The 24,614-nt window shown below is 62.6% G+C and carries 21 protein-coding genes; 16 read left to right on the top strand and 5 right to left on the bottom strand.

Features of this window, described 5'->3' with window-relative positions; translation table 11 throughout:
* Position 1: 1 nt before the first annotated feature.
* Complete coding sequence (locus ACIQTW_RS18170; protein WP_402939769.1) at positions 2-1,210, top strand: AAA family ATPase; 1,209 nt, start codon at positions 2-4, stop codon at positions 1,208-1,210.
* A 15-nt stretch (positions 1,211-1,225) separates the two neighbouring features.
* On the opposite strand, the gene ACIQTW_RS18165 is transcribed toward ACIQTW_RS18170, so the two are convergent.
* Positions 1,226-2,593 carry an LLM class flavin-dependent oxidoreductase gene (locus ACIQTW_RS18165; protein ID WP_402939766.1) on the bottom strand — a complete coding sequence of 456 codons (1,368 nt, stop codon included), beginning with the start codon at positions 2,591-2,593 and terminating at the stop codon, positions 1,226-1,228.
* A 296-nt stretch (positions 2,594-2,889) separates the two neighbouring features.
* On the opposite strand from ACIQTW_RS18165, the gene ACIQTW_RS18160 reads away from it, so the two are divergent.
* Together ACIQTW_RS18160 and ACIQTW_RS18155 are read left to right on the top strand one after the other, a co-directional pair.
* A complete protein-coding gene (locus tag ACIQTW_RS18160; RefSeq protein ID WP_402939764.1) occupies positions 2,890-3,402 on the top strand; it encodes a GNAT family N-acetyltransferase in 513 nt (170 codons plus the stop codon).
* Positions 3,403-3,460: 58 nt separating this feature from the next.
* Complete coding sequence (locus tag ACIQTW_RS18155) at positions 3,461-3,853, top strand: RidA family protein (protein WP_402939761.1); 393 nt, start codon at positions 3,461-3,463, stop codon at positions 3,851-3,853.
* A gap of 79 nt (positions 3,854-3,932) precedes the next feature.
* Here the strand turns inward: ACIQTW_RS18155 and ACIQTW_RS18150 are convergent, their stop codons facing one another.
* Positions 3,933-4,592 carry a response regulator gene (locus ACIQTW_RS18150; RefSeq protein WP_402939759.1) on the bottom strand — a complete coding sequence of 220 codons (660 nt, stop codon included), beginning with the start codon at positions 4,590-4,592 and terminating at the stop codon, positions 3,933-3,935.
* Complete coding sequence (locus ACIQTW_RS18145) at positions 4,585-6,285, bottom strand: ATP-binding protein (RefSeq protein WP_402939855.1); 1,701 nt, start codon at positions 6,283-6,285, stop codon at positions 4,585-4,587. Before ACIQTW_RS18145 ends, ACIQTW_RS18150 begins: the two co-directional genes overlap by 8 nt.
* Positions 6,286-6,483: 198 nt before the next feature.
* On the opposite strand from ACIQTW_RS18145, the gene ACIQTW_RS18140 reads away from it, so the two are divergent.
* From ACIQTW_RS18140 to ACIQTW_RS18120, 5 genes are all read left to right on the top strand, one after another.
* Positions 6,484-7,980 (top strand): CitMHS family transporter, encoded by a 1,497-nt coding sequence (locus tag ACIQTW_RS18140; protein WP_402939756.1) that lies wholly within the window; start codon positions 6,484-6,486, stop codon positions 7,978-7,980.
* A gap of 500 nt (positions 7,981-8,480) precedes the next feature.
* Positions 8,481-8,777, top strand: coding sequence for an Asp-tRNA(Asn)/Glu-tRNA(Gln) amidotransferase subunit GatC (gene gatC / locus ACIQTW_RS18135; RefSeq protein WP_017199363.1), 297 nt, complete (start codon positions 8,481-8,483; stop codon positions 8,775-8,777).
* 5 nt (positions 8,778-8,782) lie between these two features.
* Positions 8,783-10,336 (top strand): Asp-tRNA(Asn)/Glu-tRNA(Gln) amidotransferase subunit GatA, encoded by a 1,554-nt coding sequence (gene gatA / locus ACIQTW_RS18130; protein ID WP_364306071.1) that lies wholly within the window; start codon positions 8,783-8,785, stop codon positions 10,334-10,336.
* Positions 10,336-11,844, top strand: a complete 1,509-nt coding sequence (gene gatB / locus ACIQTW_RS18125; RefSeq protein WP_402939751.1) for an Asp-tRNA(Asn)/Glu-tRNA(Gln) amidotransferase subunit GatB — start codon at positions 10,336-10,338, stop codon at positions 11,842-11,844. Before gatA ends, gatB begins: the two co-directional genes overlap by 1 nt.
* Positions 11,845-11,951: 107 nt before the next feature.
* A complete protein-coding gene (locus ACIQTW_RS18120; protein ID WP_402939748.1) occupies positions 11,952-12,512 on the top strand; it encodes a hypothetical protein in 561 nt (186 codons plus the stop codon).
* Here the strand turns inward: ACIQTW_RS18120 and ACIQTW_RS18115 are convergent.
* The gene (locus ACIQTW_RS18115; RefSeq protein WP_402939852.1) at positions 12,509-13,525 is read right to left on the bottom strand and encodes a formylglycine-generating enzyme family protein; all 1,017 of its coding nucleotides are present in this window, start codon (positions 13,523-13,525) and stop codon (positions 12,509-12,511) included. The genes ACIQTW_RS18120 and ACIQTW_RS18115 overlap by 4 nt on opposite strands.
* Before the next feature lie 393 nt (positions 13,526-13,918).
* Here ACIQTW_RS18115 and ACIQTW_RS18110 point away from each other — a divergent pair, with 393 nt between their 5' ends.
* From ACIQTW_RS18110 to ACIQTW_RS18090, 5 genes are all read left to right on the top strand, one after another.
* Positions 13,919-14,953 (top strand): ABC transporter permease, encoded by a 1,035-nt coding sequence (locus ACIQTW_RS18110; RefSeq protein ID WP_402939745.1) that lies wholly within the window; start codon positions 13,919-13,921, stop codon positions 14,951-14,953.
* A 42-nt stretch (positions 14,954-14,995) separates the two neighbouring features.
* Entirely contained in the window at positions 14,996-15,919 is a 924-nt protein-coding gene (locus ACIQTW_RS18105) for a carbohydrate ABC transporter permease (RefSeq protein WP_091466299.1), read from the top strand.
* A gap of 72 nt (positions 15,920-15,991) precedes the next feature.
* Positions 15,992-17,650: a sugar ABC transporter substrate-binding protein gene (locus ACIQTW_RS18100; RefSeq protein ID WP_402939741.1), complete on the top strand. Its 1,659-nt coding sequence runs from the start codon at positions 15,992-15,994 to the stop codon at positions 17,648-17,650.
* 55 nt (positions 17,651-17,705) lie between these two features.
* Positions 17,706-18,749 carry a LacI family DNA-binding transcriptional regulator gene (locus ACIQTW_RS18095; protein WP_402939738.1) on the top strand — a complete coding sequence of 348 codons (1,044 nt, stop codon included), beginning with the start codon at positions 17,706-17,708 and terminating at the stop codon, positions 18,747-18,749.
* Between the two features lie 16 nt (positions 18,750-18,765).
* Positions 18,766-19,959 carry a Gfo/Idh/MocA family protein gene (locus ACIQTW_RS18090; RefSeq protein ID WP_402939735.1) on the top strand — a complete coding sequence of 398 codons (1,194 nt, stop codon included), beginning with the start codon at positions 18,766-18,768 and terminating at the stop codon, positions 19,957-19,959.
* Between the two features lie 54 nt (positions 19,960-20,013).
* On the opposite strand, the gene ACIQTW_RS18085 is transcribed toward ACIQTW_RS18090, so the two are convergent.
* Complete coding sequence (locus tag ACIQTW_RS18085) at positions 20,014-20,952, bottom strand: LysR family transcriptional regulator (protein ID WP_402939732.1); 939 nt, start codon at positions 20,950-20,952, stop codon at positions 20,014-20,016.
* Between the two features lie 107 nt (positions 20,953-21,059).
* Here ACIQTW_RS18085 and tdh point away from each other — a divergent pair, with 107 nt between their 5' ends.
* The 3 genes from tdh to ACIQTW_RS18070 all read left to right on the top strand — a co-directional run bounded on the left by tdh (position 21,060) and on the right by ACIQTW_RS18070 (position 24,613).
* The gene (gene tdh, locus ACIQTW_RS18080) at positions 21,060-22,106 is read left to right on the top strand and encodes an L-threonine 3-dehydrogenase (protein ID WP_178996469.1); all 1,047 of its coding nucleotides are present in this window, start codon (positions 21,060-21,062) and stop codon (positions 22,104-22,106) included.
* A gap of 58 nt (positions 22,107-22,164) precedes the next feature.
* Positions 22,165-23,358: a glycine C-acetyltransferase gene (locus tag ACIQTW_RS18075; RefSeq protein ID WP_402939729.1), complete on the top strand. Its 1,194-nt coding sequence runs from the start codon at positions 22,165-22,167 to the stop codon at positions 23,356-23,358.
* A 157-nt stretch (positions 23,359-23,515) separates the two neighbouring features.
* Positions 23,516-24,613 (top strand): NAD(P)/FAD-dependent oxidoreductase, encoded by a 1,098-nt coding sequence (locus ACIQTW_RS18070; protein ID WP_402939727.1) that lies wholly within the window; start codon positions 23,516-23,518, stop codon positions 24,611-24,613.
* Position 24,614 lies beyond the last annotated feature (1 nt).

Below are 24,614 nucleotides of genomic sequence, written 5' to 3'. Positions count from 1 at the left end.
AGTGATCAAAGCACTCGCCATCGCCAACTACCGTTCCATCCGGGATCTCGCCATCGAGTTGCATGGCCTGGACATCGTGACCGGAGCCAACGGCAGTGGGAAGTCCTCGCTCTATCGGGCACTTCGGCTGCTCGCCGAATGCGCCGGAGGCGACTCCGGAAACGTGGTGGGCTCCCTGGCCCGGGACGGCGGGCTGGCTTCCACGCTGTGGGCTGGGCCCGAGTCCATCAGCGAGGCTATGCGTCGTGGTGAAGTACCCGTCCAAGGGACGGTCCGTCGGGAGTCGGTAAACCTGAAGCTGGGCTACTCCAGTGACGACTTCGGTTATCTGGTGGACCTGGGCATGCCGGCATCCAGCGGGGCCGGGTTTGACCCGGAAACCGGCCGTGCGCGGCCATCGGCCTTTAGCCTGGATCCGGAGATCAAACGGGAACAGATTTTCTCCGGCCCTGTAGCACGGCCCGGTTCGCTGCTGGTGGACCGCAAGGGTAGTCTCGCCAAGCTGCGCGGAGCGGATGGCGAGTGGACCGAGCTTTCACGGCGCTTGGACACTTTCCAGAGCATGCTGACAGAGGTCTCGGACCAGGACCGTGCGCCGGAAGTCCTGCGGGTCCGTGACTCGGTTCGTTCATGGCGGTTCTACGATCATTTCCGCACTGATGCCGAGGCTCCTGCGCGCCAAGCACAGCTCGGAACACGTACGCCCGTGCTGCATCACAGCGGCAAGGATCTCGCCGCCGCACTCCAAACGCTGCGCGAGGTGGGATTCGAGCGGCAGTTGGATGCCGCCGTCGACCACGCCTTTCCCGGGAGTCGGCTGGAAATCGCCGTAAGCGACGGCCGGTTCAGCGTGGAGTTGCGCCAGCCGGGCATGCTTCGTCCCATGAAAGCAGCCGAACTCTCGGACGGAACGCTTCGCTTCCTCCTGCTCACCGCAGCATTGTTGACACCGCGGCCCCCGGAGCTCATGGTCCTCAATGAACCTGAGACAAGCCTTCACGTTGACCTGATGCCGGCACTGGCCGGACTGATTGTCCAGGCCAGTGCCAACAGCCAGATGATCGTGGTAACTCACTCCGAGGCCTTGCTCAAGGCACTTCGCGAAAGCGGAGCCGCCCACGAGCATGAGCTCTACAAGGACCTTGGCGAGACCAGGATCAAGGGGCTGGGGCCGCTGGAAGGTCCGTTGTGGAGCTGGCCCAAGCGTTGAGAAGTTACGGCCGGTTCAGAACGCGGAGCCGATGGACGTGAGCTCCTGCGCGGCGCGTCCGGCGTAGCGGTTCTCCGGACGTACGAGCCCGTAGTGTCCACGGAGTGTGGACTCCGTGTATTCGGTCCGGAAGAGCCCACGCCCCTGCAGGATGGGCACCACGTGGTCCACGAAGACTTCGAGGCCCGAAGGAAGCACTGGCGGCATGATGTTGAAACCGTCAGCGGCGCCGGCGTGGAACCAGTCCTGGATAGCATCGGCCACCTGTTCGGGCGTGCCGGAGAAGGTCCGGTGACCGCGTCCGCCGCCCAAACGCCCAATCAACTGCCGGACAGTGAGCTGTTCGCGCCTGGCCAGCTCCACAATCAGCGTGTAGCGGCTCTTGGCTCCCTCGATCTGGTCCTCTGAGGGCAGGTCAGCAGGTAGCTGGCGGTCCAACGGAAGGTCCTCGAGAGACAAGCGGAGAGTCTTGGCCAACTGCTCCCGTGCATATTCGGGCTTGATGAGTTGGTCCAGTTCACGCTCGAGTTTGAGGGCTTCAGCCTCGGTGGAGCCGATCACCGGAACAATTCCCGGCAGGATCTTGATGCCCTCCGGATCGCGTCCGGCAGCCGCCGTGCGTGCTTTCAAGTCGGAGTAGAAGGCTTGGGCGTCGGCCAGCGTTTGATGCGCTGTGAAGACGGCTTCCGCGTACTTTGCCGCCAGGTTCTTGCCATTTTCAGAGGACCCCGCCTGCACGATCAACGGGTGGCCTTGCGGGGAGCGGGGGACATTTAGTGGCCCGCGGACACGGAAGTGCTTTCCTTCGTGGTCGATGGTGCGGATCTTGGTGTCGTCACCCCAGACGCCGCCGGCTTTGTCCGCCAGGATGGCGTCGTCTTCCCAGCTGTCCCAGAGTTTTTGGGCCACTTCAATGAACTCGGCGGCCCGTTCATACCGGACCGCATGTGCCGGCTGGTCATCCACGCCGAAGTTTCGGGCGGCATCGGGCCCAGCCGTGGTGACAACATTCCAGCCGGCGCGGCCTCCGCTGACCCAGTCAACGGACGCGAAACGGCGGGCAAGGTTGAAAGGATCGTTGTAAGTGGTGGACGCCGTAGCGATCAGGCCTATCTTTTGGGTCGCTGCGGCGAGGGCTGTCAGCAACACTGTGGGCTCCAGCTTCCCGGCCGGACGCCGGCCCACCTCCCCGAAGAGTACGGGGGAGTCGGCGAAGAAGATGGAGTCCAGTTTTCCTCGTTCAGCTGTGCGCGCCAGATGCTGGTAATGCTCCACTTTGGTAGGGGCAAGCGGGTCGCTTTCAGGGAGACGCCACGATGCTTCGTGATGCCCGGTGCTCATCAGGAACGCGTTGAGGTGCAGTTGGCGGTCTGGCAGGGTCATGGTTTCTCCTCGGAGTCAGGACAGGTTGGGGCCGATGTGTGGCAACTCAAACACGGGTCCCAAGACCTTTGCCAGCAGCCCGACATCTGCCCGCAACAGCACGAAACCGGGGTTCACGGCACGCAACGCGGCTCAATTGGACGCCATGGGAGGCAACACAATCGGCAGCCCGCCGCCCGGAGAGGAACAGCGGGAGTCAACCATCCGGCGTCGTGCGTTCCTTCAGGACTGATAGTTTCATCACGGAAAGGGTCATTTAGCGCAGTTGGTGCTTGAAGCGCGACTACCATTGGTAGGTGCTTTCGCCGATTACCGTCCGTCCCGCCCTGCCCGAAGACTACGACGCCGTTGCCCGCATTACGCAGGATTCCTACGTCACCGCGGGGTACTACGGCGACGCCGATCACCCGTACCTGCAGAAGCTTCAGGACGTGGCCGGACGCGCTGAGCATGCAGAGATCCTGGTGGCAGAGCGCAACGGCGAGGTCATCGGCTCCGTGACGGCAGCACCTGCCGGTGGCGGCTTCTCCGACATCGGCCTGGAAGACGAACTTGAACTCCGTACCCTCGTGGTGGATCCGGCAGTCCAGCGCTCTGGGGCGGGCCGCGCCCTGGTTCAGGCCGTCGTTGACCAGGCCAAGGCCATGGATGGCATCAAGGCCGTGTCCCTGACTACTGGCGCCACGTGGGAAAGCGCCAACGCTCTTTATGCGCGGACAGGTTTTGACCGCGTCCCGCAGCGCGACTGGTTCGTTCCCGGCACCGACATAAAGCTGTTCGTTTACCGGCTGGACCTCCCGCAGTCATAAAGTTTCCTTCGTAAACGCCGGTCACCGGACCGTGCGAAAGCGACAGGAAAGGCGCGGCATGCGCAAGACATTCGGCACGGGTTCGGTTTGGGAACAGACATTGGGTTACTCCCGGGCAGTCCAGGTGGACAACACACTTTTCATCTCTGCCACGGCTGCTTCGGGACTTGTTGATGGCAAACAGGCGATTGTTGGCGATGACTTCTACTCGCAGACCAAGTACATCCTGGAGAAGCTCGGCGCTGTGCTCGAAGACGCCGGGTTCTCGTACGAGGACGTCGTCCAGTCCAAGCTGTACCTGACCGACATCAGCAAATGGGAAGACGCTGGCCGCGCACACGGTGAGGTCTTCGGCGAGATCCGTCCGACGCTGGCCCTGGTACACGTCCTGCCGTTCTTGGACCCGGAAATGTTGGTGGAGATCGAACTCGTGGCGCAAAAGTCCGCGTAACCCACCTACCGCACCCAACTAAGTCGCAGATCAGGCCGTTTTGAGCGTTCAAAACGGCCTGATCTGCGACTTACTTGGGTCAGGCGGGGACTCCGTAGCGGTGTTCGGGGCGGCCCGTGCTTCCGTAGCGCAGTTGAATCTCGACGGCGCCATCGTCCGCTAGCGAAGACAGGTACCTTTGCGCTGTTGCCCGGGAAACGCCCACCCGCTCAGCAACCTCGGCAGCCGAATACTGCTCACCGGGAAGCAACGATTCCAGGACGGCCGCCTCCGTAGCGGACCGCGGCTTGGCTGACGGTGTGACGTCGCCCGGAATCAGGGACCGCTTGGCTCGTTCAATGGTGGTCTGGTCAACGGCTGTTTGCTGCCCCAGGATCCGGCGATACCGGGCGTAGGACCGGAGCTGTTGGGATAGGGACTCGGCGGTGAATGGCTTCAGCATGTATCCCAAGGCGCCTCGCCGGAGGGCAACTCTGATGGATTGCGCATCCGAGGCAGCAGTAAGCATGATCGCGTCAACATCCAACTGACCCAGCAGGTCCAAGCCGGAGCCGTCCGGCAAATACACGTCCAGCAGCACCAAATCGGGACGCAGGCTGTGGATCGCCTGCAGTGCTTGGGAAACCGACCCCGCCGGAGCCAAGGCCATGAAGCCGGCCACGGAATCCACATAGGCTGCATGGAGTCTTGCCACGTGGAAATCGTCATCCACGATCAATACCCGCAAATCCTCAGCCATTGCTGTCCTCCCTCAATGTTGAGTCGGCCCCTGTGCCCGCGTGCTCCGAGGAATCCATGACGCCAGGGATGGTGGCCATGAACACTGCTCCAGGACCGCCGTGGCTGCCGGGGTCCAGGACGCGAACATCACCGCCGCGTCGCCGCGCAAGCTGCCGCACCAGCGCCAGCCCCAAACCTTGTCCAGCCCCCGAGCGTACCGGTTGTTCCGACGTCGTAAATCCTTCGGCGAAAACCTCTTCCGGCTCCAGGTTCCCCAAACCGTCGCCGGAATCACCCACCACGATGTGCAGGGTCCCGCCGTTTTGGGTGACGTCATCCAGCAGTTCAACTTCCACCCACCGTTCCGCTGCAGAACCGGCGACGGCGGCGCTCACGGCGTTATCTACCAGGTTGCCGAGCACAGTGGTCACGTCCTGGGGATCGGCTACGTGTCCACGAACCAGTGTTTCGGGTCCGATGCGGAGGACAACGCCGCGCTCCGAGGCCTCCACACTTTTCGCGCCAATAAACGCCTGCAAATACGTGTCCTGGAGCAGTTCGGCCTGCTCCACGGGGAACTTCAGCGGACCGGTGGCCGAGATCCGCGCCAAGTACTCCTTGGCGGCATCGTGCTGGCCGATGCTCATGAAACCGGCAATCGTGTGGAGCTGGTTGGCGAATTCATGACGCTGGGCGCGGAGGGCCGTGGACATGGTCCCCACAGCGTCGAGCTGGCGGGTGAGTTGCTGCAGTTCCGTGCGGTCACGCAGCATGACTACCCAGCCAAGGTCCTCCTGCCGGTGCCAGGCTTTGCGGGCACTGGCCACCAGAACGCGTCCGCCCGCCACGATTTCCACGGCTTCGGCGTCGCGGGCTGCCGGCTGGGTGAGTTGTTTGAGTTGCTGGGGAACGGCGGCGGACGCCCAGTCCTGACCGGTGGCGTCGGGCATGTCCAAGAGTCGTGCAGCGGCAGCGTTGAACACCGAGATGCGTCCGTCCGCGGCAATGCCGATCACGCCATCATCCACACCTTGGAGAACGGCCACCTGATCGTGAACCAGCGTGCTGATTTCCTCCGGTTCCAGTCCGAGCGTGAGCCGCTGCAGCCTGCGCCGGAGAAGGAAGGACGCCAGGACACCGGCCAGTAGTGCGCCGCCAGCGGTGAGGGCAATGGGGACGACGTCCCGGGCCAGGCTTTTGCCCAGCGACTCCACGGAATAGCCAACGCTGACCTCGCCCACGATCGAGTCGGAGCCTACCGGTGCATACACCGGCACCTTGGCTCCGGCCGAAGGCCCCAGTGTTCCCGTGTTCCGGGTGGTTATTTCCTGCCCGCCCAGTGCAACTGAGGGGTCGGTGCTGACGCGTTCACCCAACCGGGCCGTCTCAGGATGGGCCAGCCTCAGTCCCGTTTCATCGGTAATTACCACGAACAGGGCCCCGGTCCGGACTCTCACCGCTTCGGCCGCGGCTTGAAGGGTGCCGCCCGCGAGGATGTCCGGGGGAGGCGTTCCTTCTTCTTTGCTGATTGCTTGGACGCCGGACCTGATATCAGGGTCCGCGGCCACCGTCCTGGCAAGGGTGAGTGCTTGGTTTTCGGCTTCGGTGCCAATCCGTTCGTACACCAGCCAAGCGTGAACTGTGCCGCTGAGCAGGACCACCAGCAGGACAACTCCCAACTGGAGGAGAAGGGTTTGGGTGGAGAAACGCATGCTGACCCGGCTGTTGCGCGGCACCTTTGCTCCTTTCCTCCTGATCCATTGAATCACTGAGCACAATGCGCAAAACGTTCGCAACGAGCAGTATTCCCAACAATTCCCGGAAACCCCTGCCCGTGACGGCCGCCACCATATCGTCTGTAGTGCGCATCACACCGACGTGGCGCCATTCACAGTAGTAAGGAGCCGGCCGTGCTGGTTTTGCTTGGATTCGCAATGATTGCGGTATTCATGGTCCTGATCATGACCAAAAAATTGACGCCAGTACTGGCGCTGATCATCGTCCCCACCGTTTTCGGACTTTTCGCCGGAGCGGGCCTCGGCATCGGCGACATGGTGATGGACTCGATGAAGTCCATGACGTCCACGGCCGCGCTCCTCATGTTCGCCATCATCTACTTCGGCCTGATGATCGACGTCGGTCTGTTCGACCCCCTGGTGAAGTTCATCCTGCGCAAACTGGGCAATGACCCCGCCAAGGTTGTCCTCGGCACCGCCATCCTCGCAGCGGCGGTCTCCCTGGACGGCGACGGATCCACCACCTTCATCCTCACCACGGCTGCCATGCTCCCGGTATACCTGCGTCTCAAGATGAGCCCAGTGGTCCTTACCTGTGTGGCCGGCCTCGCCAACGGCACCATGAACATCCTGCCCTGGGGCGGCCCCACAGCTCGGGCAGCCACCGCGCTTAAGCTTGATGTGAACGACGTCTTCGTGCCCATGGTCCCTTCACTGATCGTCGGCCTCATCGTGGTCATGGTCTTCGCATGGCTGCTCGGCCTCCAGGAACGCAACCGCCTCCGCACCACTGCCCCGGAGATCTGGGGCGATGTCGCCGATCCTTCGGAAGCGTTCGACGGCGGCGCAGGCCGCGGCGGTTCGGTTGCCGCCGGTTCGGGTTCAGGATTCGGCGCTGGTCGCTTCGGCTTTGGCCGCACCGGTGCAACCGCAGGCAAGCCGGGCACCGGCGGAGGTTCCGGCGTCGCGGTTCTCGAAGACCCGGCCACGCTGGTGGACGATCACGACACCGCCATGGCAGACACTGCCCTTGACCCCAACCGCTCAACGTTGCGTCCCAAGCTGTTCTGGTTCAACCTGGGCCTGACCGTTGCGGTCATGGTGGTCCTGGTGGCCAACATCGTTCCGCTACCGTTCGTCTTCATGGTTGGTTCGGCCATCGCCCTGCTGGTCAACTTCCCCAAGGTCAAGGACCAAGGCGCACAGCTGATCGCCCACGCACCGTCCATCGTCGCCGTCGTCAGCATGGTCATGGCCGCCGCGGTCCTCACCGGCGTCCTCAACGGCACGGGCATGGTCAAAGCAATGTCCGAGTGGCTCGTCCAGATCATTCCAGCCGAGATGGGCCCGTTCATGGCAGTCATCACCGGCCTGCTCAGCATCCCTATGACGTTCTTCATGAGCAACGACGCCTTCTACTTCGGAGTCCTCCCTGTCCTTTCCGAAACCGCCGCGCACTACGGCGTAGATGCAGTGGACATGGCCCGCGCCTCCATCACCGGGCAGCCCTTCCACCTGCAGAGCCCCCTGGTACCCGCGATCCTCCTGCTGGTTTCCCTCGCCAAGGTAGACTTGGGCGACCACCACAAGAAGGTCCTCTGGCGCACGGCCGTCATCTCGATGGTCATGTTGGCAGTAGGCGTCCTGACCGGAGCAATCGGCATCGGCTAGGCTGCCGTTCCCAAAGCACCCGTCTGCGCCTGAGGTGCAAAACCGGGCCAGACATCCTCCGCGCCGCGGCGCGAAACGAACCAGACATCCTCCGCTTGCTCGCTCCTTCGTCGCTTAGACGCAAGCTTCCGGATGCCTGGTTCGTTTCGCGTTCAGGGCCAACCGGATGCCGGGTTCAGTTTTGCGCTAAGAGCCCGCCCAGCCCACGTCCCTAACCCAACGAGATAGCAAAGCGCGAATGGTCCGCTTTGCTGTCTTTTTGGTTGTCGGGTCCCGGAGTGGCGTGGCCACAGACCGCAAGGTGAGCTGGGCAACAGGTGGCGGGCCGGAGACATCCTGCCGGTCGCGTCTAAGCGAGGCACGAGCGAGCGACCAAAGGATTGTCTGCGGCAAGCCGCCGAACGCAACCACTCGCCTTGCGCGCCAGCGCATCGTCCGGCAGGTGCGCACAGCCAAGTAGACTGGTCCGGAAAACCATTTGAACTTTGCAGGGGAGATCCATGGCTGCGATCAACCGTGACGACGTCGCGCATCTTGCGCGTCTGGCTCACATTGAAATGAGTGCCGAAGAACTGGACAGGATGGCTGTTGAGCTTGCTGTCATTGTGGATTCGGTAAAGAGCGTGAGCGAAGCTGCGGGGGAGGACGTCCCGGCGACGTCGCACCCGATTCCGTTGACCAACGTGTTCCGCGAGGATGTTGTGGGCCACACGTTCACGGCTGAGCAGGCGTTGTCCGGCGCTCCGGATGCTTACGAGAACCGTTTCAAGGTCCCCGCAATCCTGGATGAGGACTAATCACTATGACTGAGCTGAAGAACGAACTCATCCACCACTCCGCTGCCGATCTCGCTGCGAAGCTGGCCGCCCGCGAGGTGACCGCCGTCGAGGTGACGCAGGCGCATCTTGACCGCATTGCGGACGTCGACGGTCAGGTTAACGCGTTCCTGCACGTGAACACCGAAGAGGCTTTGGCTGTAGCGGCCGAGGTTGACGCTGCCCGCGCCGCCGGTGGTTCCGCTGCCGGGGAGCTGCATGCCCTCGCGGGTGTGCCGATCGCAGTGAAGGACCTCATTGTCACGATCGGCCAGCCCACCACGGCTGGTTCTAAAATCCTTGAGGGCTGGCACAGCCCGTACGACGCTACCGTGGTGAAGAAGCTGCGCGCGGCTAAGATGCCCATCCTGGGTAAGACCAACCTGGACGAATTCGCCATGGGTTCCTCCACTGAGCACTCTGCTTACGGCCCCACCCGCAACCCGTGGGACCTGGATCGGATTCCCGGCGGTTCGGGCGGTGGCTCCGCTGCCGCCGTCGCCGCTTTCGAAGCGCCGCTGGCTCTTGGCACCGATACCGGTGGCTCGATCCGCCAGCCGGGTGCCGTCACCGGAACCGTTGGGGTGAAACCGACGTACGGTGCTGTTTCCCGTTACGGTGCCATTGCCATGGCGTCGTCGCTGGACCAGATCGGCCCCGTTTCCCGTACGGTGCTGGACTCTGCTCTGTTGCAGGAAGTCATTGGCGGCCACGACCCCTTTGACTCCACGTCGTTGACCGATCCGTTCAACGATCTTGTTGCTGCGGCCCGTGTGGGCAACGTTGCCGGCATGAAGATCGGCATCGTCAAGGAACTTCACGGTGAGGGCTACCAGGCCGGCGTCGAGAACCGTTTCAACGAGTCCCTTCAGCTGCTGAAGGATGCTGGTGCTGAAATCGTTGAGGTTTCCTGCCCCAACCTGAAGTACGCCCTGGGCGCTTACTACTTGATCATGCCGTCTGAGGTGTCCAGTAACCTGGCCAAGTTCGACGGCGTCCGCTTCGGCATGCGGGTGCTGCCCAAGGATGGTCCCATGACCATCGAGCGCGTCATGGGTGCTACCCGTGCCGCCGGCTTCGGCGACGAAGTGAAGCGGCGCATCATCCTGGGCACCTACGCGCTGAGCGCTGGTTACTACGACGCTTACTACGGATCAGCGCAGAAGGTCCGTACGCTGATCCAGCGCGACTTCGACGCTGCTTTCGCCAAGGCCGATGTCCTCATTTCGCCCACGGCGCCCACTACGGCATTCAAGCTGGGGGAGAAGCTGGACGACCCTCTGGCGATGTACCTGAACGACGTCGCCACCATCCCGGCCAACCTTGCTGGTATCCCGGGCCTGTCCCTGCCGGGCGGCCTGGCTGACGAAGACGGCCTGCCCGTTGGCATCCAGCTGCTGGCTCCTGCCCGCCAGGATGCACGCCTATACCGCGTGGGTGCTGTCCTCGAATCCATCCTTGAAGAGAAGTGGGGCGGCCCGATGCTTGCGCAGGCGCCTGTTCTTGGTTCTGCCACAACCACCGCCGGAGGTTCCAACTAATGTCCGTCGATGCAACCCTGAGCTTCGAAGAGGCCATGGAGAAGTACGATCCTGTCCTGGGGTTCGAGGTCCACGTGGAGCTCAACACCAAGACCAAGATGTTCTCCTCCGCGCCGAACGTCTTTGGTGACGAGCCGAACACCAACGTCAATGAGGTGGACCTGGGCATGCCCGGCGTCCTGCCCGTGGTGAACAAGACGGCGGTGGAGTCCTCCATCAAGATCGGCCTTGCCCTTAACTGCAAGATTGCCGAGTCCTGCCGCTTCGCCCGGAAGAACTACTTCTACCCGGACACTCCCAAGAACTTCCAGACCTCGCAGTACGACGAACCGATCGCCTATGACGGTTACCTCGACATCGAGCTTGAAGACGGTACGGTCTTCCGCGTGGAGATCGAGCGCGCCCACATGGAGGAGGACGCCGGCAAGCTGACCCACATGGGTGGCGCTGCGGGCCGTATCCAGGGCGCCGACTACTCGCTGGTGGACTACAACCGTTCGGGTGTGCCGCTGGTTGAAATCGTCACCAAGCCGATCGAGGGCGCCGGCAGCCGTGCGCCTGAGCTGGCCAAGGCGTACGTCGCCGCAGTCCGCGAGATCGTGAAGAACCTTGGTGTTTCCGATGCCAAAATGGAGCGAGGCAACGTCCGTTGCGACGCCAACGTTTCCCTGCGCCCGCACGGCCGGGAGCGGTTCGGCATCCGTTCGGAGACCAAGAACGTGAACTCGCTGCGCGCCGTCGAGCACGCCGTCCGTTACGAGATCCAGCGCCACGCCGCCGTCCTTGACTCCGGCGAGCCGGTTATCCAGGAGACGCGACACTGGCACGAGGACACGCGTTCGACGACGTCGGGCCGGCCCAAGTCCGACGCCGACGATTACCGCTACTTCCCGGAGCCGGACCTGGTTCCCGTCGTCGCCTCCCGTGAGTGGGTGGAGGAACTCCGCGCCACCCTTCCCGAGCCGCCGGCCGAGCGCCGGAAGCGCCTCAAGGAAGCTTGGGGCTACTCGGATCTTGAGTTCCGCGACGTCGTGAACGCAGGTGTCATGGACTCCATCGAGGAAACCATCGCAGCAGGTGCGTCCGCCGATGTCGCCCGTAAGTGGTGGATGGGTGAGATCGTAGGCCGCGCCAAGGTTGCCGACGTCGATCCTTCAGAGCTTGGTGTCACGCCGCAGGTCATCGTGGAGCTGAACAAGCTGGTTGAAGGCGGCAAGATCAACAACAAGATGGCCACCCAGGTCCTGGACGGCGTGCTCGCCGGTGAAGGCACCCCCGAGGAAATCGTCGAGAAGCGCGGCCTTGCGGTTGTGTCGGACGACGGTCCGCTCCTGGAAGCGATTGACGCAGCATTGGCAGCACAGCCTGACGTGGCGGAGAAGATCCGCGGCGGCAAGGTCCAGGCCATTGGCGCAATTGTTGGCGGTGTCATGAAGGCCACCCGTGGCCAGGCCGACGCCGGACGTGTCCGCGAACTCATCCTGGAGAAGCTCGGCGTCGAGGGCTAAATCCCGCAGTTTGATGCCCAGATAGCTCGCAGTTGTGGTTGTTTCGAAAGCTTGGAACGACCACAACTGCGAGCTACTTTTGTATGTAAAGGGCGCACAATGGATGCATGGCCACTCTCAGACCAGGCCTTGGTAAGGGCTTCCTTGCGGGCGGGATCGCTCTCGCATTGACCGGCGGCGGGGCCGCCGCTGTGTGGGCGGGCACTCAACCCAGCCCTTCGCCGTCGAGCACTTCTGCTTCGCCCGACCCGTCCTCGTCAGCGAAACCCAAGTCCAATGAGGGCCGCGGGCAGGCTATCCACGGCGAACACGTAGTGAAGCAGCCGGACGGGAGCTACCGCCCGGTTCTGACGCAAGCCGGAACCATCGAATCGGTTAGTGGCACCGAGGTGGCCGTGAAGAGCGAAGACGGCTTCACGCAACGCTATTCGATCACCGCGGATACGCGGATAACCAAGGTCCCCGCCGACCTTTCCGAGCTCAGGAACGGCAGGGGCAGGCCATCGCTGCCTGCTGCCACCGTTGCCGACCTCAAAGCCGGCGACAAAGTAAGAGTCAGCGGCGCCAAGGACGGCGACGCCGTGACAGCGACAAAGATCGTGTCAGGAGAACTGCCGGCGGGCGTCAAGGGTCACGGACCAAAGCGCGGCCACGGCCCCAAGTTTTAGAGCGCCACAGTCCTGAAGCCCAGGTTGCCACTGGCAGAGTCCGGCGTGTTTGAGCTCCGCGCTGCGAGGCGGTAGCGGTTGCAGTACGAGTCGTGGCAGAGGTAGGAGCCACCGCGCATGACCTTTCCGCGGCCGACGCTGGGCCCCTGCGGGTTCTCCACCGTTCCTTGTGCCAGGCACGTCTTGTAGTACTTGGGCAGGAACCAGTCGCTGCACCACTCCCAGACATTTCCGCTGGTTTGGTACAGCCCGTAGCCGTTGGGGCGGAATGACCTGGCGGGCGCGGTGGTGAGGTAACCGTCGTCGATCGTGTTGAGGGAGGGGAATTCCCCTTGCCAAATGTTGCAGTTATGAGCGGCTTGGTCGGGCGCTTCGTTGTGCAGGTCATTGCCCCAGGGGTAGCGCTGCCCGGACAGCCCGCCGCGGGCCGCGTATTCCCACTCGGCTTCCGTGGGCAGGCGACGGCCGGCCCATTGGCAGTACGCCAAGGCATCGTTGTGCGAAACATGCGTGACGGGATGGTCGGGGATGTCTGTCCAGCTGGAGAGTGGTCCGGCCGGGTGCGCCCAGCCGGCACCACGGACGTTGAGCCACCACGGGACGTTGTTGACCCTGTTGAGGATGTCGCGTGGGTCTGCTTTCACGGCAAGGTGGAAAACTGCTGACGTTCCGTAGGTTTCCGACTCGGTGCGGTGGCCAGTGGCGTCGACGAACTCGGCGAACTCTTCATTGGTTACGGTGGTAGCGCTGATCCGGAATGTTGAGACGGACACTTCGTGCACAGGCGACTCGCCGTCGTCGCCGTAGCCCTCGTTGAAGGGATCGCCCATGGCGAAGGTTCCCGCGGGAATCTCGACGTCATTGACTTCGTCTATGTGTGAGGCGCCTTCTGCGGCGGAAGGCTCGACGGCGGTGCTCGCCGTCGGATGGTCGCCGGCTGTTCGAAGGGGGAGTCCCGGCTCCGGCTCGGAGTGCCCCCGGGCGGCAGCACCGGGGCTACAGCAATCTGCCATCTCAACCTTCTGTCTGAATTCCACCTGCTAGTACTTTAGCGGGGTCCGGTTGCCTGCCACACGCTGCACTCAACCCCTCGCGAGCGCGCCCGTTGCGGCTAGGCGCATCCTCGTACGCTTTGTGGCGCACCCCTTTCCGCCGGGCGCACCACTCATACGCCTGTGGCGCGCCATTTTCCGCCTGGTGCGCCCGTTCTTACGAGGGCGACCGGCGGGAACGGGTGCGGGCATCGGACAGCCCCACGGGTGCAGAGTGATGAAAAGTGATTTCTGTGCTCAGTTTCGATCATCATCTTGCAAAAAGCGATGCGAGTCACATATGGTTTGTTAAACGGTTAACGAGCGTGGTCTAAATCACATTGGTGAATTCGGCTCAGCACTTGAGGAGACAGCATGAACTCGACGACGGAACAGGCTCCGGCATTGCCCGAAGCTCGCCGAGTCCCGGGCCCGCCAGACGGAAACGCCTCCGGATCCGGTCCGAAGAAGCGGAAGAGGAGCAAGGTCCCGCAGCAAAGTTTCAGGTCCCGTCTGCGACGCGACAAGCAGATGCTGCTCATGATGCTTCCGGGTGTGGCCTTCCTGTTGCTCTTCTTCTACATCCCCATCCTGGGCAACGTCATCGCTTTCCAGGACTACCAGCCCTATCTGGGCATCGGTGACAGCCTGTGGGTCGGCTGGCAGAACTTCGTAGACCTTTTCGGCAACCCTGACTTCATTCACGCCTTCTGGAACACCCTGTACCTCGCCGCCTGGCAGCTGGTCTTCCTGTTTCCTGTGCCGCTGGTATTGGCGCTGATTGTGGATTCACTGATCAGCAGCCGGGTTCGGCGGATCTTCCAAAGCATCGCCTACCTGCCGCACTTCCTTTCCTGGGTGTTGGTGATCGCGTTCTTCCAGCAGATGCTCGGCGGCGCGGGCTTTGTGAACAACCTTCTGAGGGACTGGGGCATGGAGCCCATCCCGTTCATGACCAACCCCGAGACGTTCCCGGTGATGGTGGTGGTCCAGATGATCTGGAAAGACGCCGGCTGGGCCATGATCATCTTCCTCGCAGCGTTGGCCAGCATTGATGCCTCGCTCTACGAAGCCGCGGCGGCCGACGGCGCGGGACGATGGCGCCGGATGTGGCACATCACCCTGCCCGGCCTTAGGCCCGTGATCGTCCTGCTCCTCATCCTCCGCATCGGGGACATTCTTTCGGTCGGATTTGAACAGTTCATCCTGCAGCGCGATGCCGTGGGAGCGGGAGCCGCGGAAGTGCTGGATACCTTCACCTACTACACCGGCGTAGTGGGAGGCGGCTGGAGTTCGGGCGCGGCAGCGGGCCTGGCCAAGGGCGTAGTCAGCGCATTGCTGATCTACGGCGCCAACAAACTTGCCCACCGCTTCGGCGAAGACGGAATCTTCGCAAAACAAGTGCGCTGAACACCCCGCTGACCCGCGCGCCTGCCGCACAAGGAGAACCCCATGGCAACCACACTTTTCACCAAGAAACCCCGGGAGCTTAGCTACAACCCCAAGCGCCCTGTGTGGAAGGAAAAGCCTTCCGCCCTATATCAAACGGTCAAAGCCGTAGTCCTGATTGTCTTCAGCTTGTCCATCCTTACGCCTATTCTGCTGGTGGTCTCAACGTCCCTTGCTGACACCGAACAACTCGTTGAGGCTGGCGGGTTCGTGCTCTGGCCCGAACGTCCAACCTTGGAGGCCTACGCCACCATTTTCAAGGGCCCCATGGTGCTGCAGTCACTTGGAGTCAGCATGTTGGTTACAGCGGTGGGCACCATCCTGGCGCTGTTTGTGACCATCACCATGGCCTACGCCACCAGCCGCACGGTGCTGTTTGGCCGACCAGTGATCCTCGCAGTCTTGTTCACGCTCCTGTTTGCGCCGGGCCTGATTCCGTCATTCCTCATGATTCGCCAACTGGGTCTGTTGGACTCATTGTGGTCGCTGATCCTCCCAGGCATCTTCGGGGCCTTCAACTTTGTGGTGATGCGATCTTTCTTCATGAACATCCCCGGTGAACTGATCGAAAGTGCCAGGATCGACGGCGCCAACGACTGGCAGATCCTGTGGCGCATAGTGATGCCGTTATCCAAAGCCGTGATCGCCGTCGTCGGGCTGTTTTACGCGGTCGGGTTCTGGAACTCGTTCTTCAACGCCCTGCTCTACATCAACGATCACAGCAAGTGGCCCATCCAGTTGCTGCTCCGCAACTTCGTGGTCCAGGGCAGCGGCGCAGCGGACCAGTTGGGAATCACTACCACTCCGCCGCCGCAGTCCATCCAGATGGCCGTGGTGGTGGTGGCACTTGTCCCGATCCTGATGGTCTACCCCTTCCTCCAAAAGCACTTTGCCAAGGGCGTCATCACAGGTGCCGTCAAGGGCTAGCCCCACACAGAGCAACCAAATCCAAGCACTCAAACCTCAGAAATGAAGCAAGTAACCAGAAAGGGTTATGCCATGACGAGCACTACCTCCCAGGCTGGATTCAGCCGCCGCGGTTTCCTTGGCCTCGCGGGCCTGGCCGTGACAGCCGCAGGCTTGTCCGCCTGCGGTGGTGGCGGGGCCGCGAGCAACGGAGGCGCCGCTGCCTCCGCGTCAGTCAAGCTGCCAACGTACAAGGAATTCACCGGCGTCACCCCGGACATCGCCGGTAATGCCAAGGGCCTCCAAGCCGGCTACTTCAAACTGCCCACTGCTGTGCAGTCCGTGAAGACACCGCCGCTCAAGGGCAAGGTCACCGGCCTGACCGAAACCTTCGAGACCATGAGCCCGGGCCTGAAGGACAACCCCTTCTGGCAGCGCCTCAATTCCAAGCTCGGCGGCGACCTGGAGCTGCAAATCGCCGAAGACATCGGAGACGGGTACCCGGCAAAGTTCGCCACTGTCCTGGCCAGCAACGATCTTCCGGACATGATGTGGGTTCCGCCGAACCAGGGCATCCCCAACGTCGGACCCATGTTGGAAGCCAAATTCCAGGACCTGACACCTTACCTTTCCGGTGACGCTGTCCTTGAGTACCCCAACCTGGCCGCACTGAAGCCCGATTCCTGGAAGACCGCCGTCGTGAACGGCAAGATCTGGGGAGCTCCCATCCCCAGCACCCCGTTCGGGCAGGTGTACCTTGGCAACCACGACGTGTGGGCCCAGGTAGATGGCTTCGAAGCTGCCAGCGCCGAGGAATTCCTGGAGAAAGCCAAGGAGCTGACCCGCCCGGGTGACCAGAAGTACGCGCTGGAACCCGCGTACATCAATGCCCTGCACATGGTCACTGAATGGTTTGGTGCCCCGAACAGCTGGGCCGTCAATAAGGACCGCACCCTCACCCACCTGTACGAAACCGACGAATACATGGCCGGCGTCGAGTTCACCGCCAAGATGTTCGCAGCGGGAGTCTTCTACCCTGACTCCAAAGCGACGGACATCCGGTCGCGCGTCGCCAACGGCAGCGTGGCAGCTCAAGTGGTGGTGGGTCCGCACGATATCCGCAGCTACCGTGCTCTGAACAAAGACGCCCAGTTCGACATCCTGATTCCGTTCAGTGCAGACGGCAAGGTCAAGCCCGTCTACGACATGGGCTACGGCACGGTGGGCTTCACCCCGTTCAAGAAGGCCGAAGAGGGCAAGATTCGCGAACTGTTGGCCCTGATCAACTACTTGTCGGCGCCGTTCGGCACGGTGGAGTACATGCAAAAGAACTTCGGCGAGCTGGGCCAGGACTACACCATCGATGCCTCCGGCAACCCGGCACGCACCGAGACGGGAGCCACCAATGCGCCCGGCCTGGTCTCAGCATTGAACATCATGTCCAGCCCGGAGAACGTCATCTTCAACCCAGGTTTCGACGACGACACCCGGTACGTGAGCCAGCAGGAAGAAAAACTGCTTGAGTTCGCATGGCGTAACCCCACCAACGGTTCCTACTCCGACACCAACGCCAAGGTGGGCGCCAAAATCACAAAGCAGCTGCGCGACAAGGTGGTGGACATCATTACCGGCCGCGCCAAGATCGACGAACTCAAGGACGCGGTCAAGCGCTGGAAGAGCGAAGGCGGCGACAAGATGCGCGATGAATACCAGGCCGCGTTGGACCCCAACGCGCCGGTATTCAGGAGCTAGCCTCAAACCAACAACGAACCAACACGCAGATACAAAGAACACAGCAGGGGGAACCATGGCAAAAGCGAGCAGCACAGGAGTCAGGCCGACCATCCGCATGGTGGCCGAACTGGCGGGCGTCTCTACGGCCACGGTTTCCTACGTGTTATCGGGTCGACGCGGTGATGGCGGACCAGGAGTGTCGGATCCGACGGCGGAGAAGGTCAAGGCGGCCGCTGAGCGGCTTGGCTACCGCCCCAATCAGGCAGCCCGGGCCATCCGCACGGGACGGACAAATACTGTCATCCTGTCCCTGACCATGCTGTCCGATCCGTGGTCGTTGTCCGTCATTGAGGCTGTTCAGAAGGCGGCAGTCCCGCTGGGCATCACGCCGATGATCCTGGGTGACGCCGATTGGGTCAAAGTTCTGGGCACGCACAATGCCGATGCTGTGTTCGTGGATGCAGTCCGTCCTGACCAGCGGGAAGCCCTGCGCAAGCTCGCCGAGCACGGCACCACGCTGGTGGTCTTTGACGAAGAGGTCCAAGCGGAGGGCTTCGACGTCATCCGTTCCATCGCCGGACCCGGCTGCCGCCTGGCCGTGGAGCATCTGCTCCACGGCCACCGGAGGATTGCCTGCCTGACCCCGGCAACGGCAGCGGGCACCTCAGGCGGGACAAGGTATCGGGCTTACTCCGATGCTTTGGCCGCGGCGAAGATCAAGGAACGGGACGATTACGTTGGCCTGTTCGACGGCACCAGTGCGGGGGCTTACGCGGCGGCAACGCGACTGCTGAGCATGCCGGACCGTCCCACGGCCATCTATGCCACCACGGACTACGCAGCTGTAAGCGCCATCAACGCAGCCCAGCGCCTGGGCCTCGCCGTGGGCACCGACGTTGACATCATCGGTGTTGGCAACACCGTGGAGGGCGAACGGATGTCACCGTCGCTGAGCACCGTGGGCCCTGTTGACTTCTTCGACAAACTCGCCCGGCTGCTCCTTGGGCGGGCAACGGGTCACACCGCGCCGGAGTCACCTGGCGTCCTTGACTTCCCCTGGCACTTGTTCGTGCGCGAATCGGCGCCGCATCGCAGCGCCGCAACCAGACTTTACTAAGAACAGCAGAAGGAAATTGCACACCATGGAAAAGGATTTGAAGGTCGGCATCGTGGGTTTCGGCCTGCGTTCAGGGCTGTGGAAGCACGCCCACAAGCCGGGCCAAGGCTCGGAAGTTGCCATTGTTTGTGACCTCAGCGAGCGTGGCCGGGCAGACGCCGCTGAACGCATCCCGTCGGCCCGTGTGACGGGGGATCTTGAGGAGCTGCTGAGCAGCGGGATTGACGCCGTCCTGGTCCTGACCCCCGATAATCAGCACGCCGCCGTCGCTGTCCAATCGCTTAAGGCGGGCATCCCCACCTTCTGTGAGAAGCCACTGGACATCACAGTGGAGGCTGCGGACTTGATCCTGAAGACGGCCTACCAGACAGGGACTCGTTTGTACGTCGGCCACAATATGCGCCACATGCCAGTGGTGGTCCAGATGCGCAAACTGATCGAGGACGGCAGGATCGGCGACGTCAAAGCGATCTGGTGCCGCCACTTTGTGGGTCATGGGGGAGACTACTACTTCAAGGACTGGCACGCCCAGCGCGCCAACGTCACGTCCCTTCTCCTCCAAAAAGGTGCCCACGACATCGACGTGATCCACTGGCTGGCGGGCGGATACACCAAGCGGGTTGCCGCCGTCGGAGATCTCGCGGTTTACGGCGACGTGGCCAACCGCAGCAACAACGCCGGCAAGCGCATGGGGGACTGGTTCTCCATGGATAACTGGCCGCCCACCGAGCAGAAGGACCTGGCGGAGGTGATTGATGTTGAGGACATTTCCATGATGAACATGGTGCTGGATAACGGCGTCCTGGCCAGCTATCAGCAGTGTCACTTCACGCCTGATTATTGGCGTAACTATACGGTCATCGGCACGAAGGGCCGGATCGAGAACCTGGGAGACGGTCCGGGCGAAACCATCAACGTGTGGACCAGCCGGTCGTCCGGTTATGCGGCCCCGGACGAGGTCATCACGATCCAGGACGGCGAAGGTGGCCACGGCGGCGCTGACCCGCGGTTGATCGAGGAATTCCTGCGTTTTGCTTCCGAAGGCGGTCAGACCCAAACTAGTCCGATTGCTGCGCGACAGGCGGTAGCGGCCGGTATCTTGGCAGCGGAATCGCTGCGCGGCGACGGCTCGGCTCGGGAGGTACCGGACCTCCCGTTCGAACTAGTGGAGTACTTCGACGCCGGCCAGCCCTCCCTCGTCCGCGACTGAACCCAAGTAGGTCGCAGATGGGGCCGTTCTCAGCACTCAGAACGGCATGTGCTGCTACTTAGTGGGGTGAGCGGGGGCCGATAGCTCGACAAGCTCGGTCATGACGGTTTGAAGTGACTCGCAAACCGTCATGACCGATTTCCGTTTGAGCGTTTCCGGCCGGGCCAGGATGTCGATCTTGCGGACCGAATTCACCCCGGACAGTGGACGCAGCACCACTCCGGAGTCCAACACGCGGCGTGCCGTGAACCGCGGCAGCAGCCCGATCGCGCCACCGGCAGACACCAGCGCAGCCACGGTCGAATAGTCGTTGATGCGGTGCAGTACTTCTGCCGGTCGTCCGCTCACGGCAACGACGGCGGCAAGGACGTCTGCAGGGGAGTAGCCGTCGCGGCTGGTCACCCAGGATTCACCCACGACGTCGGACGGCTCCAGTTCGCGGCGGTTTGCCAACGGGTGAGCTGCCGGAAGCGCGATGTCCAAGGGCTCGTCGGCGAGTGGAATTACCGCCACCTTGTCTTGCGGCCACGACGGGCTGTTGTCCATTCTGTGCGCCAAAACAAGGTCGTATCGCGCAGCCAACCCCGGGAAATCCTCTTGGGCCACATCTTCATCGGACAGCCGCAGGCGAGGCGACTCCCCGCCGTCGGACGCCAACAGCGCCGCCAACGGCGCAAACAACGCCTGCCCCGCGCTGTGAAACGCGCTGACGCTCACTGGCGCGTCCGGAGCGTCGTGATAGGCGCCGATCGCAGCCCGCGCATCGGCCATGGCATTCACGACGGCGGCACCCGCCTCTGCGAGGACGCGGCCTGCGTCCGTGAGCACCAGAGCGCGGCCTTCTTTGCGCGTCAATGGCACGTCCACGGATTTCTGCAGCAGTGCAAGCTGTTGTGAAACTGCCGATGGTGTCACCATCAATGTCTCAGCGACGGCCTTGACGCTTCCCAGGTCTCCGAGTTCGCGAAGCATCTGCAACTGATGAATTTCCATTAGCAAATCCTAAATCGTTGATTGAGAAGATTCTAGTTGTGCTAAATCGTGCCCGGGGCTCTAATGGATTCAGCAGCAGTGAAGCAGCCCCGGCAGTGAGGAATTCCATGAAGGCTCTCTACAAATCCGGACCCCATGCAGGGTTCGAACTCGTCGAACGTCCAGAGCCCCAAGCGGGCCCCAGTGACGTCAAGATCCGTGTGATGACCACCGGTATCTGCGGCACCGACCTCCACATCCAGAGCTGGGATGCCTGGGCCCAGGGCATCATTGAAACGCCCCTCATTGCCGGCCACGAGTTCTATGGCGAAGTAGTGGAAATCGGTGAGGACGTCCGTGACGTCAAGGTAGGGGACAAGGTCTCCGGCGAAGGCCACGTGGTGTGCGGAATCTGCCGCAACTGCCGTGCCGGACGTCGCCAGATGTGCATCCACACCGTCTCCGTCGGCGTGCAGCGCGATGGTGCCTTCGCCGAATTCGTCGTCATCCCGGAAACCAATGTCTGGGTTCACCACGATGAGTCAGTTACCCCTGAGCTCGGCGCCATCTTCGACCCCTTCGGCAACGCCGTCCACACCGCACTGAGCTTCCCGCTGGTGGGAGAAGATGTGCTCATCACCGGTGCAGGTCCCATCGGACTGATGGCCATCGCCGTCGCCCGCCATGCAGGTGCCCGCAAGATCGCGATCACAGACGTGTCCGCACCTCGCTTGGAACTGGCGCGCCAGATGGGCGTGGACCTCGCCGTAGACGTTTCGAAGATGCGCGTTCGCGAAGCGCAGCAGGAACTGGGCATGCGCGAAGGTTTCGACATCGGACTGGAAATGTCGGGACACCCCACAGCGCTGCCTGAGATGATCGACAACATGAACCACGGCGGCCGCATCGCCATGCTTGGCCTGCCCAGCCAGTCCATTGACATCGACTGGGGCAAGGTAGTGACCCACATGCTCACGCTCAAGGGCATCTACGGCCGGGAAATGTTCGAGACCTGGTACGCCATGAGCGCCATGCTGTCCTCCAACCCCGTGCTGCACCGCAGCATCTCCGCAGTCGTCACAGACAAACTGTCTGCAGCGGACTGGGAAAAGGGCTTCGAAATCGCACGCAACGGAACCGGTGGCAAAGTGGTCCTCGACTGGACCGAACTCTAACCCGACCGAACTGTAGCCAGACCGAACCCACCGGATCCCCAAAGACTTTAGGAGCACCATGTACTCAGCCATCAAAGACCAACTGCAAGGCGAATTGGACGAGATCCGCAGCGCCGGACTCTTCAAAACCGAACGCCACATCGATTCCCCCCAGGCCAGCCATATCGCAGCGGGTCAGCTCGGCGAGCCGGCCAACAAGGTCCTGAACTTCTGCGCCAATAACTACCTTGGCCTGGCTGACCACCCGGACATCATTGCGGCCGCCAAGTCCGCCATGGACGAGCGCGGCTTCGGCATGGCGTCCGTTCGCTTCATTTGCGGAACCCAGGACCTGCACCTGGAGCTTGAGACCCGGGTCTCCAAGTTCCTGGGAACCGAGGACACTATCCTCTTCTCCAGCTGCTTCGACGCCAACGGTGGCGTGTTCGAGTCCCTCTTCGGTCCTGAAGACGCCATCATCTCGGACTCCCTGAACCACGCGTCCATCATCGACGGCATCCGGCTGAGCAAGGCCAAGCGTTTCCGCTACGCCAACCAGGACATGGCTGATCTCGAAGCCAAGCTCGTTGAGGCCGAGGGCTCCCGACGGAAGATCATCGTCACGGACGGCGTCTTCTCCATGGACGGGTACCTCGCTCCGCTTGAGGCCATCTGCGACCTCGCCGAGAAGCACGACGCCTTGGTCATGGTGGACGACTCCCATGCCGTTGGCTTCATGGGCCCCACCGGCGCCGGCACCCCTGAGCACGCCGGTGTTTCGGAGCGCGTGGACATCTACACGGGTACGTTCGGCAAGGCTCTCGGCGGCGCCTCGGGTGGTTACGTTTCCGGCCGCGGCGAAATCGTGGCGATGCTCCGTCAAAAGGCGCGCCCGTACCTGTTCTCCAACTCGCTTGCCCCGGCCATCGTTGCGGCAACCATCAAGGCGATCGAGCTCGTGCAGGAGTCCGGCGATCTACGTACCCGCCTGTTCGAGAATGCAGCGCTGTTCCGTCGCCGCATGAGCGAAGAAGGCTTCGAGCTCCTCGACGGCGAACACGCCATCATCCCCGTGATGTTCGGCGACGCCGTGGTTGCGGCCAAGGTTGCCGATGAAATGCTCAAGAACGGCGTTTTTGTCACGGCCTTCAGCTTCCCCGTGGTGCCGAGGGGTGTGGCCCGCATCCGTGTGCAGCTCTCCGCTGCGCACAGCGCGGACGACGTCGAAGCGTGCGTTCAGGCGTTCGTCAAGAGTCGCGCCGCGGTCGCCTAAGCAACCATCTCTCACGTCCCTCGGGTTTCCGGCCGACCCTCTCTCACGTCCCTCGGGTTTCCGGCCGACGCTCGCTCGCTTTCTTGATGAAAGTGAGCGAGCGTCCGGCTGAAGGGCGCGGGATGTGAGAGAGCATCCGGTCTGTCAGGATGGAGTCATGGCTTCGAATTATGACGTGGTAATCGTTGGCGGCGGCATCGGTGGACTGTCCTTGGCAGCGGCTCTCGCGGGCAAGTGCTCGGTGGCCCTTGTCGAGGCTGAGCAGTCCCTGGCTTTCCACACTTCCTCGCGGTCGGCCCGGCAACTGATCCCCAGCTACGGACCGGCCGTGGTCCAGGATCTGACCATCCGCACACTCGACATGCTGTCCGCCCGGGACGCAGAGGCAGGAACGCCGATCCTGACACCCCGGGGCTTCATGCTGGTGGGCGATGAGGCCACGGTGAGCGCCGAAGCCAGCGGAAACATGCACCCCATCCCACACGATGAAGCCATGCGTCTCTGCCCGGCCCTGAATCCTGCATCCTTCACCGCCGCGGGGCTGGATGACGGCTCCTTCGGCTGTAACGCGCCACTGCTTCTCGAGGAGCACCGCCGGACGGCGGAAACTGCAGGTGTGGATATCATCACCGGAGCCAAAGTCCACTCGGCCCAGCGGCTGGGGAGCGGCTGGCAACTGGGCGCGGGTACGGAAGGATTCCAGTCCGGCGTCGTGGTTAACGCAGCAGGAGCATGGGCGGACGAGCTGGCTGTCATCAGTGGTGTGGAGAAGCTGGGACTGCAGCCCTACCGCCGGACTGCGGCGATAGTGAACGTTGAGAATCCATTGTCGCCGGAAACGCCCATGGTGTGTGCCGCTGATAACTCGTTCTACTTCCGCGCCGAGGGCAACCAGGTGTTGATTTCGCCATCGGAAACCGTGCCCAGCGGAGCCGAGGATGCCAAACCCTACCCCGGGGACGTGGAGACATTGATCGGCAAACTCAATACGGTCACTTCCCTGGGCATCCGCTCGGTGGACCGTGCCTGGACCGGACTCAGGACAGAAGCGGCGGACGGAATCCCGGTTGTGGGTTTCGACGCCGAAGCGCCCGGTTTCTTCTGGCTCGCCGGTCAAGGGGGGTACGGTTTTCAAACATCTTCCGCCATCGCCCAGCTGGCCGCCGCACTGATCCTCGGCGAGGTGAAGGACGACAGTCCGGAATCCCGGACAGCGGAGCAGCTCGCGGCCGTACGCTGGTCCATCCGACGCTGAA

The organism is Paenarthrobacter sp. NPDC090517, assembly GCF_044769165.1.
Lineage (GTDB): Bacteria > Actinomycetota > Actinomycetes > Actinomycetales > Micrococcaceae > Arthrobacter.
Note: the sequence above shows the minus strand (reverse complement) of the source record. Positions and strands in the feature narration are given on the sequence as shown.

Coding starts and splice junctions, on each gene's coding strand:
- ACIQTW_RS18165 (WP_402939766.1), bottom strand. CDS start 2,593: ATGACCCTGCCAGACCGCCAACTGCACCTCAACGCGTTCCTGATGAGC.
- ACIQTW_RS18155 (WP_402939761.1), top strand. CDS start 3,461: ATGCGCAAGACATTCGGCACGGGTTCGGTTTGGGAACAGACATTGGGT.
- ACIQTW_RS18150 (WP_402939759.1), bottom strand. CDS start 4,592: ATGGCTGAGGATTTGCGGGTATTGATCGTGGATGACGATTTCCACGTG.
- ACIQTW_RS18145 (WP_402939855.1), bottom strand. CDS start 6,285: ATGCGTTTCTCCACCCAAACCCTTCTCCTCCAGTTGGGAGTTGTCCTG.
- gatC (WP_017199363.1), top strand. CDS start 8,481: ATGGCTGCGATCAACCGTGACGACGTCGCGCATCTTGCGCGTCTGGCT.
- gatA (WP_364306071.1), top strand. CDS start 8,783: ATGACTGAGCTGAAGAACGAACTCATCCACCACTCCGCTGCCGATCTC.
- gatB (WP_402939751.1), top strand. CDS start 10,336: ATGTCCGTCGATGCAACCCTGAGCTTCGAAGAGGCCATGGAGAAGTAC.
- ACIQTW_RS18120 (WP_402939748.1), top strand. CDS start 11,952: ATGGCCACTCTCAGACCAGGCCTTGGTAAGGGCTTCCTTGCGGGCGGG.
- ACIQTW_RS18115 (WP_402939852.1), bottom strand. CDS start 13,525: ATGGCAGATTGCTGTAGCCCCGGTGCTGCCGCCCGGGGGCACTCCGAG.
- ACIQTW_RS18110 (WP_402939745.1), top strand. CDS start 13,919: ATGAACTCGACGACGGAACAGGCTCCGGCATTGCCCGAAGCTCGCCGA.
- ACIQTW_RS18105 (WP_091466299.1), top strand. CDS start 14,996: ATGGCAACCACACTTTTCACCAAGAAACCCCGGGAGCTTAGCTACAAC.
- ACIQTW_RS18100 (WP_402939741.1), top strand. CDS start 15,992: ATGACGAGCACTACCTCCCAGGCTGGATTCAGCCGCCGCGGTTTCCTT.
- ACIQTW_RS18095 (WP_402939738.1), top strand. CDS start 17,706: ATGGCAAAAGCGAGCAGCACAGGAGTCAGGCCGACCATCCGCATGGTG.
- ACIQTW_RS18085 (WP_402939732.1), bottom strand. CDS start 20,952: ATGGAAATTCATCAGTTGCAGATGCTTCGCGAACTCGGAGACCTGGGA.
- tdh (WP_178996469.1), top strand. CDS start 21,060: ATGAAGGCTCTCTACAAATCCGGACCCCATGCAGGGTTCGAACTCGTC.
- ACIQTW_RS18075 (WP_402939729.1), top strand. CDS start 22,165: ATGTACTCAGCCATCAAAGACCAACTGCAAGGCGAATTGGACGAGATC.
- ACIQTW_RS18070 (WP_402939727.1), top strand. CDS start 23,516: ATGGCTTCGAATTATGACGTGGTAATCGTTGGCGGCGGCATCGGTGGA.